This is a genomic window from Chengkuizengella sediminis (assembly GCF_010078385.1).
Classification (GTDB): Bacteria; Bacillota; Bacilli; order Paenibacillales; family KCTC-33759; genus Chengkuizengella; species Chengkuizengella sediminis.
In genome coordinates this window covers 62,259-74,916 of the sequence record NZ_SIJC01000006.1, presented here as the reverse complement: position 1 = coordinate 74,916, position 12,658 = coordinate 62,259, and the positions used below count along the sequence as shown (strand labels likewise).

General features: G+C 31.0%; 17 protein-coding genes and 1 pseudogene. 3 read left to right on the top strand and 15 right to left on the bottom strand.

Annotated elements, in window-relative coordinates:
• Positions 1-341: 341 nt before the first annotated feature.
• From EPK97_RS13380 to EPK97_RS13330, 12 genes and pseudogenes are all read right to left on the bottom strand, one after another.
• Positions 342-719: a hypothetical protein gene (locus tag EPK97_RS13380; protein ID WP_162037131.1), complete on the bottom strand. Its 378-nt coding sequence runs from the start codon at positions 717-719 to the stop codon at positions 342-344.
• 280 nt (positions 720-999) lie between these two features.
• Positions 1,000-1,539: a histidine phosphatase family protein gene (locus EPK97_RS13375; RefSeq protein ID WP_170295531.1), complete on the bottom strand. Its 540-nt coding sequence runs from the start codon at positions 1,537-1,539 to the stop codon at positions 1,000-1,002.
• A 12-nt stretch (positions 1,540-1,551) separates the two neighbouring features.
• Positions 1,552-1,998: an NUDIX hydrolase gene (locus EPK97_RS13370; protein ID WP_162037130.1), complete on the bottom strand. Its 447-nt coding sequence runs from the start codon at positions 1,996-1,998 to the stop codon at positions 1,552-1,554.
• A gap of 313 nt (positions 1,999-2,311) precedes the next feature.
• Complete coding sequence (locus EPK97_RS13365) at positions 2,312-2,737, bottom strand: hypothetical protein (RefSeq protein WP_162037129.1); 426 nt, start codon at positions 2,735-2,737, stop codon at positions 2,312-2,314.
• 18 nt (positions 2,738-2,755) lie between these two features.
• Complete coding sequence (locus EPK97_RS13360; protein ID WP_162037128.1) at positions 2,756-3,409, bottom strand: hypothetical protein; 654 nt, start codon at positions 3,407-3,409, stop codon at positions 2,756-2,758.
• A gap of 399 nt (positions 3,410-3,808) precedes the next feature.
• Positions 3,809-4,054, bottom strand: coding sequence for a hypothetical protein (locus EPK97_RS13355; protein WP_162037127.1), 246 nt, complete (start codon positions 4,052-4,054; stop codon positions 3,809-3,811).
• A gap of 703 nt (positions 4,055-4,757) precedes the next feature.
• Positions 4,758-4,892: a hypothetical protein gene (locus tag EPK97_RS22235; protein ID WP_276609503.1), complete on the bottom strand. Its 135-nt coding sequence runs from the start codon at positions 4,890-4,892 to the stop codon at positions 4,758-4,760.
• A gap of 303 nt (positions 4,893-5,195) precedes the next feature.
• A pseudogene (locus tag EPK97_RS13350) lies at positions 5,196-5,759 on the bottom strand (RNA-guided endonuclease TnpB family protein).
• A gap of 294 nt (positions 5,760-6,053) precedes the next feature.
• Entirely contained in the window at positions 6,054-6,959 is a 906-nt protein-coding gene (locus EPK97_RS13345; RefSeq protein ID WP_162037126.1) for a matrixin family metalloprotease, read from the bottom strand.
• A gap of 87 nt (positions 6,960-7,046) precedes the next feature.
• On the bottom strand, positions 7,047-7,649 hold the full coding sequence (locus EPK97_RS13340; RefSeq protein ID WP_162037125.1) for a hypothetical protein: 603 nt from the start codon (positions 7,647-7,649) through the stop codon (positions 7,047-7,049).
• Between the two features lie 144 nt (positions 7,650-7,793).
• The gene (locus EPK97_RS13335) at positions 7,794-8,021 is read right to left on the bottom strand and encodes a helix-turn-helix domain-containing protein (protein WP_162037124.1); all 228 of its coding nucleotides are present in this window, start codon (positions 8,019-8,021) and stop codon (positions 7,794-7,796) included.
• Positions 7,970-8,332, bottom strand: a complete 363-nt coding sequence (locus EPK97_RS13330) for a sigma factor-like helix-turn-helix DNA-binding protein (protein ID WP_162037123.1) — start codon at positions 8,330-8,332, stop codon at positions 7,970-7,972. Before EPK97_RS13330 ends, EPK97_RS13335 begins: the two co-directional genes overlap by 52 nt.
• A 248-nt stretch (positions 8,333-8,580) precedes the next feature.
• Between EPK97_RS13330 and EPK97_RS13325 the strand changes: the two genes are divergently transcribed.
• The 3 genes from EPK97_RS13325 to EPK97_RS13315 are packed head-to-tail and all read left to right on the top strand — an operon-like array spanning position 8,581 to position 10,049.
• Positions 8,581-8,952, top strand: coding sequence for a hypothetical protein (locus tag EPK97_RS13325; protein WP_162037122.1), 372 nt, complete (start codon positions 8,581-8,583; stop codon positions 8,950-8,952).
• Positions 8,953-8,968: 16 nt separating this feature from the next.
• Positions 8,969-9,214 carry a hypothetical protein gene (locus tag EPK97_RS13320; protein ID WP_162037121.1) on the top strand — a complete coding sequence of 82 codons (246 nt, stop codon included), beginning with the start codon at positions 8,969-8,971 and terminating at the stop codon, positions 9,212-9,214.
• Positions 9,215-9,242: 28 nt separating this feature from the next.
• Complete coding sequence (locus EPK97_RS13315) at positions 9,243-10,049, top strand: N-acetylmuramoyl-L-alanine amidase (protein ID WP_162037120.1); 807 nt, start codon at positions 9,243-9,245, stop codon at positions 10,047-10,049.
• A gap of 61 nt (positions 10,050-10,110) precedes the next feature.
• On the opposite strand, the gene EPK97_RS13310 is transcribed toward EPK97_RS13315, so the two are convergent.
• From EPK97_RS13310 to EPK97_RS13300, 3 genes are all read right to left on the bottom strand, one after another.
• Positions 10,111-11,337, bottom strand: coding sequence for a sugar efflux transporter (locus EPK97_RS13310; protein WP_162037119.1), 1,227 nt, complete (start codon positions 11,335-11,337; stop codon positions 10,111-10,113).
• Between the two features lie 242 nt (positions 11,338-11,579).
• A complete protein-coding gene (locus EPK97_RS13305; RefSeq protein WP_162037118.1) occupies positions 11,580-12,275 on the bottom strand; it encodes a permease prefix domain 1-containing protein in 696 nt (231 codons plus the stop codon).
• Position 12,276: 1 nt separating this feature from the next.
• The gene (locus EPK97_RS13300) at positions 12,277-12,612 is read right to left on the bottom strand and encodes a PadR family transcriptional regulator (protein WP_162037117.1); all 336 of its coding nucleotides are present in this window, start codon (positions 12,610-12,612) and stop codon (positions 12,277-12,279) included.
• Positions 12,613-12,658: the final 46 nt, after the last annotated feature.

Sequence of the window (12,658 nt, the reverse complement as noted above, 5' to 3'; positions counted from 1 at the left end):
AATTTCTATTATTTGAATATTAAATATATCTAATCTATTAGAAACTTTCCTTTTATCCATTATATGTAATGCATAGAAATTGAACAACCTAACAAATTTTGCTTAGTGCTTTTATTAATAAAAGTCACCTCTTTTCGTACTTACATTTATTTTTTTCTTCAACTAAATGCTTCTTAGTTTAAGTACGTTCCAAAAATCCCTTGTTCCACAATCTGGCCCCATTCATAAAGAAAGACGCTTCTTAGAGAAAAGCGCCATTTTGTTGAATAACAGTTTCAAATCCAATAGTTAAGCTATACTTATCTATTGTGGTGAATAAAGGTTAGGAAGAAATCCTTGTTTTAATTGAGTTTGTTTACCAACACAATATCCATTACAATAAATGTAATCGCTAAAAAGACACTGCCATAAATACGGAATTTCTTTTCTCTAATCCTCCATAACACCAACGACGCTATTGTAAAGAATATTATCCAAGCCTCTATTTCTTGAATTCTTCTTTGGTTTTGATATATCACTAATCCTTCCTTATTATCTCCCTCAAAAGTTTCCTGATATATTTGTTTTCCATACCAACTATAATTAGTAATTTGATAGCTAGATGTTTGTTCAATATACTCAATATTTTTATACCCCAAAGCAGGCATATAAAAAGAAAAGGCACTCAATAACACCCCAAAAATAAATAATAAAATATATGATGCCACTTTTTTTATCAATGAACTCCCCCTCCTAACGAACTCATCTATCCAGATTCGTGAGTTAAGATTAAGTAACTACCATATCACTTGTGTGTGCTTATTTGGTCTGATCAATAAAAAAGAATGTACACTTTGTTAATAAATTCAGGCACATGTGCAATTAACCCAAATTAATTCAAGAATTCTTCCTTTTTTCTCAATAGCAATTATTCAAAATTATTCTTTTCTTACAACGATTTTCCTAATCATAAAAATTCTTTTGGAAAATCAATTAGTTCTTATTCGTTCTATAATATAATTAGTCTATCCATATACGACTAATATTTGGGGGAGCTTGTGTAAAAGAAAGGAGATATACATCAGGATTAGTGAATGATTCCCATTCCTTAAATCCAAAACGATCATCATAATGTTTTAGAATAAGCGATATTAGGTTTCCATGTGATACTAATACTATATTTTTAAATTCTTTACATAGCACTTCATCAACGACACTTATTGCACGACTCATCGCAGTCAAACTGGATTCACCGCCATCATAGCATAAGTCTAAATTATCATACGTGTTCTGAAGCATACTGCGCCATTCAGGGTTATTCTTATTGGATAAAATTCTTTCAGTTAACCGATTATCAAATACGATGTCTATTTCAAGTTTTTCTGCTAATGGAGCTATAGTACGATGTGCACGCTCATAAGGACTTGAAATTATAAAATCAATATTTTTAGTAAGGAGAAATTCTGCGAGTCTGTTTGCTTCTTGTAAACCTAAATCAGTTAATGGAGCACTAGATTCTTGTCCATCTGCTTTGCAATGACGGACGACATATATATTCATAATGGTACCTCCTTATAATCCAATATTAGTTTTTAAACCTTTGTAACTACCTGAGTCAGGGAAATTTTCCTGTACAATACTCATAAATTTTCCAGAGAATCCATGTTCAACTAGATCATTGACTGGAATCATTAGTACTTCACTTATTGGATTTTTGTCAAACTCATTAGATGGAAGACGTATATTTCCTTTCATCCGTTTAAGCAAGAAGGTTATGTGTAGCAGGGAAGGTGAGGCTTCAGGTTTATCACAGATATACAAAAGCTTTAAAACCTTCGTGGTGAGTCCTGTTTCTTCCTCTATTTCTCTTACAATAGCTTCTTCTAGAGTTTCTCCTTGTTCGACTCGTCCACCAGGTAAAGACCAAATTCTATCTGAAGTAACGTTCTGTTTAACTAACAAAATTTTTCCATTCTCAATCAGTATTCCTGTTACTCTAACCTGTAATAGATTGCTCATCAGTATCCACTCCAATCATTAAAATTCATAGATTAAATTTGCATTGCTGATATCGATTCTATCAACTCTATAATTACTCAGCCTCATTCAATATAATATAAAAAAGAGAGTATACTAAATAGTTATTCCACTGTCAAACCATCATTCAACCGTAAACGTTCCTCCACAATATGACCCAAGTCATAAAGAAATGCGCACATAAAAGATAGCGCTCTATTCTGAATAACGAATAACTTATGTTCTTTTTCCTGTTCTTCAATTCAAGCCCCTGATAGTTATATACTTAGATTAAATTACCCATTAAGACCAAAAATCACTTAAAAAATGATGAAATAGCAGCCATTATAAAAAAAAATATCATTAATCCAAAATAAAATGGAAACCCAAAAACTATTTTTTCAAAAGCCTCTTTTTGTGCTTTTAATTTTACTTTTTCTTTTTCGTTGTCATATGGTATTTTCCATAAATAGAAATTCAGTGCTTTTAATGAAATTATAGAGCTGATATATATCAATATCAGTATTAAATAAATATCAGTAATAACAATAATCATAAAAGTATCCTCAGAAATATAATCAACTGCTATAACTGGAATTGCAATCAATAATACGATAATGCTAACTGTAACTAGACAAATACGATGAAACTTTAATAGCTTCTTAATTACTAAAGCTACAAATAATAATATAGGGAAGAGTATGAGAAACCCTACTCCAAAAATCCACTGCAATATAGTCATGTTCAATCACCTTAATTATTAGTAATGAATCCAATATTTTTTAAAAAGATCTTTCCATTCTTCATCATTGACATTAAAATCTCCGTTTTCATCAAAACTTCTTATAAAATTCATTAGATCTTCTTCTGTATATACCTTTCTTTCTAAGATAGCATTAAAGGACCAGTATAAACGTATTTTTAGTTCCTCTGTATTGTAAGAAAGTTTTTTTCTTTTTCTAGGATTTACATAGCATATTTCTTTCAGCATTTTTAAATCCTCTTTGTATTGTTGGACTTTTTGAAGATTTGGGTGTATTAACAGTTCAATTGCTTTTAAATATTTTTCTATTGCCTCAATATATAGTGGGATAGTATTTTCTCTGAATTTTATATTCCCATTTAAAGTTCCTTTAATATCCTCTTTTAAGTGCCAAGCTTGAAATAGCAAATTGTGCAATCCCGTTACCCTAACAGTAATATTAACATCCTTTACAATATCACCTGTATTTGTTACAACTAGATATTTCAAAAGATTACCATCAGATAGTCCATAAAGGTATCCCTTATAAATGCCAATAAAAAAATAATCCTTTTCTTTAATACGAAGTTTAGGTTTCATTTTTAAAGCCATTTTTCTAAAGGATGTAAAATCCTTTGAAGCTTCTAGAAATACCCCTTTTGCTGGTTCCATCATCTGTATAATTACCATCGGATTCTACCACCTCTTGAAACAATGATTAATTATTTCCCCTTGTAATAATTTAGGGTTTGTCAGCCTTTATTTATGGTAATTATACAGGAAGGATATCAATATCGTTAGTTTAAAATTTTTCATAAAAATGATAAATATAGGAAATATCAATTCCAATAAGATTTTCTATAGCCCTCTCGTACTTTCTATATGTATATAAATTGATCTTCCACAATATGGTCCAAATCATAAAGAAAAGCACTCCTCTTAGAGAAAAGCGCCAGTTTGTGAAAGAACTTATATTAATTGTTGTTTTTAATGATAATAATTATTCCAATACTCTGGAATATGTTCTAATTTTGTAATTGTTGTTTAGTTACTTCCATTCCACCACACCATTTACTTATCTTCCTCTACTTCTTCTATAAACATATCATACTGAACTGCATATGAAATATTACCTTGTGTTACTTGTTCATGATAATTCGAATCTTCATCAATATATGAGATATCATCAATTTTGCCTTTAAAAATTTCTTCTTTATCTGCTTCAACTAATTTCTCAAGTGCTTCTTCCTCTGTTTCTGCGTTAACTTCAACCTTTAAAACTCCAATGTAAGGCAATTCAATATAATACTTTTTCATGTTGTTAATCTCCTCCATGTATTTAGTTAACTGTGTTATTCACTTAAATACGAAACTAAAATCACTTCTTAATTCTTTTATAAATAAACTTTTTCCACCAGTATTCCCATTCTCAACCCTATTATCGTTCGCATATAACGATACCTGATTTTTTATGCCTTTTGTATGTAATTTCATGATGTGAGATAAATTATATATAAAATCTAAATTCATATCTAGTTACAACCTTATATGGATGTTTATGAAAAAACCAAAAAACTTCTGAAAATTGAAAATAATTTTAAAAAACACATAATTAAGCATGAAAATAACGCTTTACATATTAGTATCTAGTATATATAATGGGGACATTCGGAACATGATGACAAAAAATTCTTAATAAGCTTACCAAAAGATGAACGCGAGGTCAGGTAAATCTATGGCTTTAATCTTTTGGGTAATATCAATTGTATTATATATTTTGATAACTTCGATTTAATTTGCCGCAAACAAACCTCCTCAAACCATTTCATTTAAAACAGTCTCAAATGATTTTTAAAATCCACTTTCTGAGAAATCTCCTTCCTAAAAAAAATAATAAAACATACTATTTATATAAATTAAGAATTACTATCAGCCTAATTTAGCATTAACCTTATAAGCGTATTGTTTAAACCTATACCATCAATCTCTATTTCTTCAAAACTAACTGAACCCTATTCAGTTAATATCCATTTATATCTATCAGGTAACTAACATTCAATTTATCTTCAATTTCTCTTTTTTTAAAATCTGAAGCTCCTTTTAATTTGTAGACACTGTTTTCTTCGATTAACTCTTTTAGCTCTTTTTCGTACATACTGATCACCTCTAATAAGTAGACACTAATATTACCATATCTGTTTAAATTCTTATTAGCTGGTATATCTTCTTTTTTATCAAAATGCTCCCTTTAAATGAAGAAAGACGCTACTTCTTTATTCAGTAATGCCACATGATTTAGAATAGATCAATGTAAAATTTAATATAGCGTTGTATAAAGTGTTTTTATCTCTTTCTAAATCTGCAGGATCAGTTACGAGTTTGAACACTCCCACCACTTAACGCTTTGCGTTTGAAGTGGGGGATTCCTAAGTACAGAAACCTAATAGTCTCTAATGGATTAGGCTATCCCCGTAGTTCCTACGGTTAAGAGACGAATGGCTTCTTCTTAGATTAAGTCCTGCGTTAATATCTCGATCATGATGAGTGTGGCAAGATGGGCATTCCCATTCTCGAAAATTAAGATTCTCAACGTCTTTGTTTTTGTAACGCATTTAGAACAAAGTTGGCTTGAAGCGAATGTTTTAGATACAATAATCACATCTTTGCTATACCATTTCGCTTTATATTCAAGCATCGTACGAAACTTTGCCCAAGAGACTTCCGTTATTGCTTTTGCTAGATTTCTGTTTTTGAGCATGTTTTTTACATGCAAGTCTTCTAACCCGATCATGTCGTGGTTTTTGACAACTTCGGTTGAAATTTTTTGCAAATAATCATTTCTAGCATTGGATATTCCATGATAGTTGATCAGAGGTATTTGTGTACTGTCTTCTAGAATCATTGAATATTCTAGAGTGTGGTTATCTTTATTATAAATAGGAGAGACGTCCCAATCTTTTACAAATATACGTTCTTCAGGCAACCTATCCTTATTTTCTTCTACAGTGCCCTCCTTGTAAATTTCTAAAAGTGCATCTGCATCTCTTCTTGATCCTCATCTGTAATATAACCTACTTCGTCATACTCTACGACTACATTCAGTTCCGCCATCACTTTGCTTTTTTAACTCGTCTATGTGTACATTATTTGGAATCCACTTTTAAAAAAAGGATAACTAAAATTTCTGGGGCGCAGAGTTATTAATGCTAGTTGCCATGAGATGGATTTTCCCATGGAAAAAATCTCTTTTTTAATAAAACTAAATATAAAAAAATTACCAGAAACACGTAAAGTATTTCCGGTAATTGTATATTATTTATTTCTTACGACAACTAAATTTTCTATATAATTCCATCACACTAAATTCTTGCTTTGATTTGAGATGAGTATATTCATTATCCTGAGTGCGTAGATAAATACTCTCATCTTCATTTAGCGGATAAAACTCGTCTGAACATTGTCTAAGGAAAATGAATACTTTATCCCTCTCTATTAAATGGGTCGTTTCATCATTTTTCACTAATTTACATTCATCTTCTCCACCCATTTGGTGTACATAGATTTCTGTGTTTTTTAAGCACTGGTCTCCTTTAAATACAGAATCTATTTTAATTTTTGATACAGTATAAAAATCGTATAAATTTTCCCCTTTTTTAATTGTACCCATCTCTCTACTTACTTCTCCTTCAACAATAAGATCTGCATCATTAAAAAGTGATTGGTGATTATTGTAATTAAATGCAAAACTAGCGTGAGAACTGACCAATTGTTTGTCAGTGATTGAAGAGGTGGAATTAGGGTATAAACTGTTTATTGCAGTAATATCATCCTCTTGAGGAACAAGATAATTTCTGTCATTTGTGTAAGGATACATTACTGAAGGAGTTGATTCATTATGAGCTAATCCAATCGCATGCCCAAACTCATGTGTAGCTATACCGTTAATCGTATCATCATTATAATTTTTTGTATAATGAGTATTGAGATAACATTCTGTTTTTGTTACGATACCACCTGTTTCCCATGTGTAAGTAATTCCATCCCAAGAAGCGTCTCTTTTTTCCACTTCACTTGCTTTAAAACTAGTACCACTCTTTTCATTCAAATTTACATTCGTTGCACCATTCCAATTTTCTGCTGCAGTTAACCAGTAAGAAGTACCCCCAGAACTATAATCAATATCTTTAGTCGGATATTTCCATCCTGCTAATGGTGTTGCCATAAAAAACGTCCCCTTTATATTGTAGTTGTATTTAAAAGTGTTAAAAACTGGGATTCCATATTCAGAATCCCAATTCTAGCACTAGAATTATATTTCAATGAAGTGCCCTGTGGATCCATCATATCTAACAGAGAGCGAATCAATCTCCCCACCAAATTCTGCAGTATAGATATTACTAGAAATTGTAGATAGCACTAGTCCGTCCATTACATTGGATTGCAGTAAAATCTTTACTTTTTCAAATGGTGTAAAAATACCATTTTGTCCTGCAAGTACAGTAGAAGCGTTAATAGGTGCTCCAATCGTTTTACTTCCATTTGCTACAACATCTTGTGCTAAACCAAATGTAAGATTATCAGTAGTTGTATTATTTACTTGATATGAACCCTTACTTGTTTTCTCACCTTTGTTATTTTCAAATATTCCACTTCCAAAGTCATAAACAGATCTTTCCTCTGCATTTTTTTCAGATAATTTATCAATTGTTGCACCATTTTGAATTTGTGTCTTAGAACAATAAACATTATAATTTTCATTCCAACTCACTGTGTTATATTCGAATGGATCAATCGTAACCCAAGCAACTGAATCATTACCTGGAGATTCCTTTATTAGTACCACTTTCTGAGCAGCACTATAAATATTTTTCAAATCTTTATCTTCAAATTCAATCTTCAATTGATATTCCATTTTTAATTTCTCCTTTTTAATTGTTTTTTGTCTTTCATAGAGACATTAGGGATATACAGCATATCGGTCTATCCCAAACCAACTATGCTTTATTTCTGTCTCTATCTATTACTGTAATTTTGCAAACATTTTAACAACTAGATTTTAATTTTTTTTAGGCTCTTCAAGAATTAGTGATAAAAATTCCGTAATTAATGCTTGATTTGCATCCTCCCGAGGCATTGGAATATACTTTATTAACTTTAAAATATCTTCTTCAAATAATTGCAGGATCGCACTCATACTTTCCTTATCACCCGTTTTTGCTTTTTCTACTAATTTTAAGAGGAGGAGATCTTCTGACGTATTGTTTGGATTGCCTTCTTTTTGCATTTATTCACCGCCTGTTGGCTTATATTTAATTCTTTTGCCAGTTCAAGTTCCGTAAAACCTTCAAAGTATATTTTTTGTAAAATATACTTTTCTTTATTTGAAGAAAGAAGAGATAACAATTCTAAGAGATAATACCTCGAAACCATATCTGGCAGGAAACTTTGCGTGGTACATAGACATTCATCAAATTCTACTAACCATTCTTTTTTTCTGCGTACTTTTGCTGCATACTGTATCCTCCAAGCCATCCTTTTTAACAAAACTCGATAAGTATCCATAGCTCCTATTGTTTCTTCAATTTCCAAACTCATTTCGCCATCACCTCCAATCCAGAAAATAGCTTTCAATAATAAAGGTAAATTGAAGGTTCTTTTCACAACAAAAAATGAGATATTTTGTAATATTTTATATAAAAATATAAAAAAATCCATCATAAAAACTATTAAATTTTATTTTTAGCAACCTTATTTCAATTTTCAGTCCTAATATTTTTTACAAAAAGTTGTTTTTTGGTTACTTTTATTTATTTATTAATTACAACACTTAGGAGTGTGATGAAATGAGTGAAGAAGAAAGGAAAGAGATTGAAGTATTAAAAACACGTATGGAAGGAGTGGATAAGAGATTTGATACAATGGATCGAAATATCGAGGAGATGTGGTTAAAAATTGACCTAAATAGAGAAGGACAAATTAAAACACAAACTGTACTTGAGGAAATAAGAAAAGACATTACATCAATGGGATTAAACATTGCAAAAATTAATTATCAAATGACAAAAGATAGCAAGAAAATGTTTGAAAAAATAACTGATCATAATAATCACTCTAATGTAAAATGGGAACAATTTTTACTTAAATCTGCTTGGCTTTTAATGGGAATGGTACTCTCTATTATTATGTTACTCATTAAAAATTCTTTAGGTTTGTAAAGGAGGTGTTATGGATATGAATAATTTATTTGACAAGGTTTTTTCAGTAAATGAAATGAAATTAAGTGTTTTAGTAATCATCTTTTTCATATCATCTGTATTTGCACTAACGATGTATGTAACTGGTAAAGGAATTACTGATAATTTGTTAACATTTCTAATTACATTGATTTGTGCAATAACTGGAATTAACGCTATGAATATGACCAAAGATTCGATCACTATTTTTAAAGAAAAAGCTAAAAATACAAAAGCTGAATGATATTTAATAAAGAAAAGAAGTGATTTTTTTGCCAATTAAAATTGCTCTGGATACAGGTCACAGTTCAGATACTTACGAGGAAACAGGGGGAAAGGGAATTATATATGATGGGGGTATATTTGAAGAGCATGAATTCAACGTAACCGTTGTTAAATATGCACAAGAATTACTAGAAATCAATGGATTTGAGGTGCTCCTAACCCAGCCATTTGATGACGAGGTTTCATTGATTGATAGAACAAATCTTGCAAATAAAGAAAAAGTGGATTTATTAATTAGTATTCATGCAAATGCAGGTGTTCCTGTTGCAAATGGAGCTTGTGCCTTTTATTGGCACAACTCAAATGAAGGCAAGAGGTTAGCAAAAATCTGGGCTAATAAAATGGAAGGAAGCCCTATTGGAATACATGGAACAGGGGTACATGAATCCAAACCAAACTCATGGTCTGATTTCCATATGATACGTGAAACAAATATGACAGCTGTTCTCTGTGAACATGGATTTTTCACAAATCATCTTGATTTAAAGTATATTCTTTCTGATGAGTTTAGAAGAGCTTGTGCTTTAATTCTAGTCGAATCGATTTGTGAATTTTTCGAAAAATTATTTATAAACCCTCAACTACCAGATACACAGGTTGAATTGCCATCTATTCAAAGGAAAGTAAATGGATTGTTAAATGGAGAACCTATACTTATTGATTCCTATTTAATCAATAATATGACTTATGTACCTTTAAGATTTTTAACTGAATCTTTTGGAACGGAGCTAACATGGGATCACAGTAAATTCCAATATCACATTATACAAAAACCACCTATCAATGAGCTTTAGAAATTCGTAAAACAAAAAAAGCATCATACACCACAACTTAAGTGGAATGTGATGCTTTTTTTTATACTAATTTTCTTCGTGTCTGAAACACAAAACTTTTATCTTTTCTAAACAACAATAAGACACAAAATGCAATAGCCATAAAAACCATACATAAAATAACAACTTCACGATAACCAAAATACTCAGAAACAAAACCAAACAATAAAAATCCTAACGTACTTCCAATTTTTGAAGTGTTCATATAAAGAGTTGTTGCTGTACCAGGTTCATCAGGAATAAAGTCTTGAAAATAACTGATAGCAATCCCATTTGTAATCGAAATGTAGGCTGCGCTTAAGAATTGAATGACATAAATCTGCCAAGGTGCTTCAACAAACATTAATATCGAGAAATATATCGTTGCTATAAAAACACCTAATTTGATCAGAACACTACTATCTATTCTTGCAGCCAATAATCCAAACCCCAACATAAATGGAATTTCAAAAATTGGTGGTATACTGAAAGCCCAACCTACGTTTGCTTCCGTTCCATTTAATACCTTTGTAATGAATTGCGGCATATTCATCATGTTCACTGTGTTGGCTGAGGCAATCAATATAAAAGCAAATAAGTTTGCAAATATATAGGGACGTGTGATAAACTCCCTTAAATTTACGGGTTCTTTCGGCTTTGAAGCTTGTGGATCATGATGTTTTAAAAATTTAATAATAAAAAAGAATATGAGCAAATAACCAGATGCAGCTACTAAAAATAATCCTTTAAAATCGTATTGTAGTAACACAAATGCGGCTATTGCTGGACCCACTGTCCATGATAATGCAAAAAACATTCTAAATAAGTTCATTGCATACGGCATTTCTTTTGATGGTAATTTGGCGCGATCTACTGCCTCTCTAGCATATGCAAATACTTGAGGGAAACCTGAGGAAGCGATCCCTATAAAAAAGGAAGCAATAAACAATAATAAGAAATAGTTACGAACGTAAGCATATAATACGTAAGCAATAAAGGCTGAAATCGTTACCACTATTAAGATGCTTTTCCGACTATAACGTCCATCAGATAGTTTTCCAATATACGTACTGATAAATATACCCACAATTGCTGAAATCGTCATAAAAACCCCAAACGATATATTACTCATGCCTACTTCATCAATTCCAAACATCGAATTATATGGGAAAATAAATGAAGCTGATATCCCGAACAAAATATTTAACAGGATTAATGATTTATACTCAGGTATCTTCAAAATCTTAGCAGTTTGCTCAATAAAATTCATGTAATGTGTCTCTCCTAGATAGTTTGTCTAAAACAAAAAAAAATCCGTAAAGAAAACTCGCCGATTGGCGAGCCTCAAAGGTGAAGACAGAGGGGTAGTTGCACTTATACTTTATTCATTAAAAATAAATTCTTAAAGTGTAAAGAATTACGGATTTTTAATCTATCAGATGATTATATGTTATATCTATTCATATATCAATTGATCATATTTCCAGTTTGTCCATTTAAAAACAACCCGATTTAAACTTCCCTCTTAATTCGATATTTTTTCATGATAATCCAAACCATAAGCAAAGACAAGAAAATACTTATACTTCCACTTAATATACCTATGCTAAGATATGTGTATTTCGTCATCCATATATCTACAGCCCAATATCTATTACTGAAATCCTTACCATCTTTTATCAAGTAATTTGTAAACCAAGTACCATCCTTAATACCATAATCAATAGGGCGATTCCATTCTTCTGTAATGAATTCTACACTCATTTCATATATACTTGCATTACTTTTCACAAATGTAGTTATAAATTGTTCTGCCTCTTCTGAAATCTCTGAATTCGTGCCTAATTTCTTAAATATTTGATTTGCAAAGTTCTGTCTCTCTGTTGTATTATTCCAATCCATCAGTAAAAATATCACACTCAAAACAGTTCCAAGCAACAAAATAACCACAGCCGATTTTATGATTTTATTTTCTAGTTTTTTCTTTGCTGTTGTGAGTTTTAGGATGATCGAACTTACCTCCCTTTCTTCTCCAAAACGTTCAATGGCAATATTAATCGCTTCTTGTTCAGTGTGTCCTTCCTCTTTCAACTCATGTACGGCTTCGATTAGATGTGATTTCATCTCTTCTTTTAATTCCTTTGTTTCTTGTTTGTTTCCATTTGTCTCTTTATATATGGAATTTATATATTGATCTATTTGTTTCATATTAAGTTCCTCCTTCCAAAAATGAATCCATCATTTTTTTTACAAATTTCCATTCTGTCCGTTTCAGTTCTAACCCTTCTTGTCCAAGCAGAGTCAATTTATAATATTTTCTACGTCCGCCCGGTCCTTGTTCATCGCTCCAATACGATTCAATCCATTTATTTTTCTCTAATCGTTTTAAAGATAAGTACAAAGTACCTTCTTTTAATTCAAACTGATTGTCGCTTTTTTCCCGCACTATTTTAGCTAATTCATAACCATACATGTCTCGTAGAGATAACATCGATAGGATTAATGTATCTATATGTCCTTTGAGTACCTCTTTGTTGATTTCCATCCAATCACCTCCTGGAAATATAATAATACATATTACTATATAATGC

Excerpts from the sequence above, each read along its gene's own strand:
- EPK97_RS13375 (WP_170295531.1), bottom strand. The coding sequence starts at position 1,539 with ATGAATATATATGTCGTCCGTCATTGCAAAGCAGATGGACAAGAATCT.
- EPK97_RS13370 (WP_162037130.1), bottom strand. The coding sequence starts at position 1,998 with ATGAGCAATCTATTACAGGTTAGAGTAACAGGAATACTGATTGAGAAT.
- EPK97_RS13365 (WP_162037129.1), bottom strand. The coding sequence starts at position 2,737 with ATGACTATATTGCAGTGGATTTTTGGAGTAGGGTTTCTCATACTCTTC.
- EPK97_RS13360 (WP_162037128.1), bottom strand. The coding sequence starts at position 3,409 with ATGGAACCAGCAAAAGGGGTATTTCTAGAAGCTTCAAAGGATTTTACA.
- EPK97_RS13355 (WP_162037127.1), bottom strand. The coding sequence starts at position 4,054 with ATGAAAAAGTATTATATTGAATTGCCTTACATTGGAGTTTTAAAGGTT.
- EPK97_RS22235 (WP_276609503.1), bottom strand. The coding sequence starts at position 4,892 with ATGTACGAAAAAGAGCTAAAAGAGTTAATCGAAGAAAACAGTGTCTAC.
- EPK97_RS13345 (WP_162037126.1), bottom strand. The coding sequence starts at position 6,959 with ATGGCAACACCATTAGCAGGATGGAAATATCCGACTAAAGATATTGAT.
- EPK97_RS13340 (WP_162037125.1), bottom strand. The coding sequence starts at position 7,649 with ATGGAATATCAATTGAAGATTGAATTTGAAGATAAAGATTTGAAAAAT.
- EPK97_RS13335 (WP_162037124.1), bottom strand. The coding sequence starts at position 8,021 with ATGCAAAAAGAAGGCAATCCAAACAATACGTCAGAAGATCTCCTCCTC.
- EPK97_RS13330 (WP_162037123.1), bottom strand. The coding sequence starts at position 8,332 with ATGAGTTTGGAAATTGAAGAAACAATAGGAGCTATGGATACTTATCGA.
- EPK97_RS13325 (WP_162037122.1), top strand. The coding sequence starts at position 8,581 with ATGAGTGAAGAAGAAAGGAAAGAGATTGAAGTATTAAAAACACGTATG.
- EPK97_RS13320 (WP_162037121.1), top strand. The coding sequence starts at position 8,969 with ATGAATAATTTATTTGACAAGGTTTTTTCAGTAAATGAAATGAAATTA.
- EPK97_RS13310 (WP_162037119.1), bottom strand. The coding sequence starts at position 11,337 with ATGAATTTTATTGAGCAAACTGCTAAGATTTTGAAGATACCTGAGTAT.
- EPK97_RS13305 (WP_162037118.1), bottom strand. The coding sequence starts at position 12,275 with ATGAAACAAATAGATCAATATATAAATTCCATATATAAAGAGACAAAT.
- EPK97_RS13300 (WP_162037117.1), bottom strand. The coding sequence starts at position 12,612 with ATGGAAATCAACAAAGAGGTACTCAAAGGACATATAGATACATTAATC.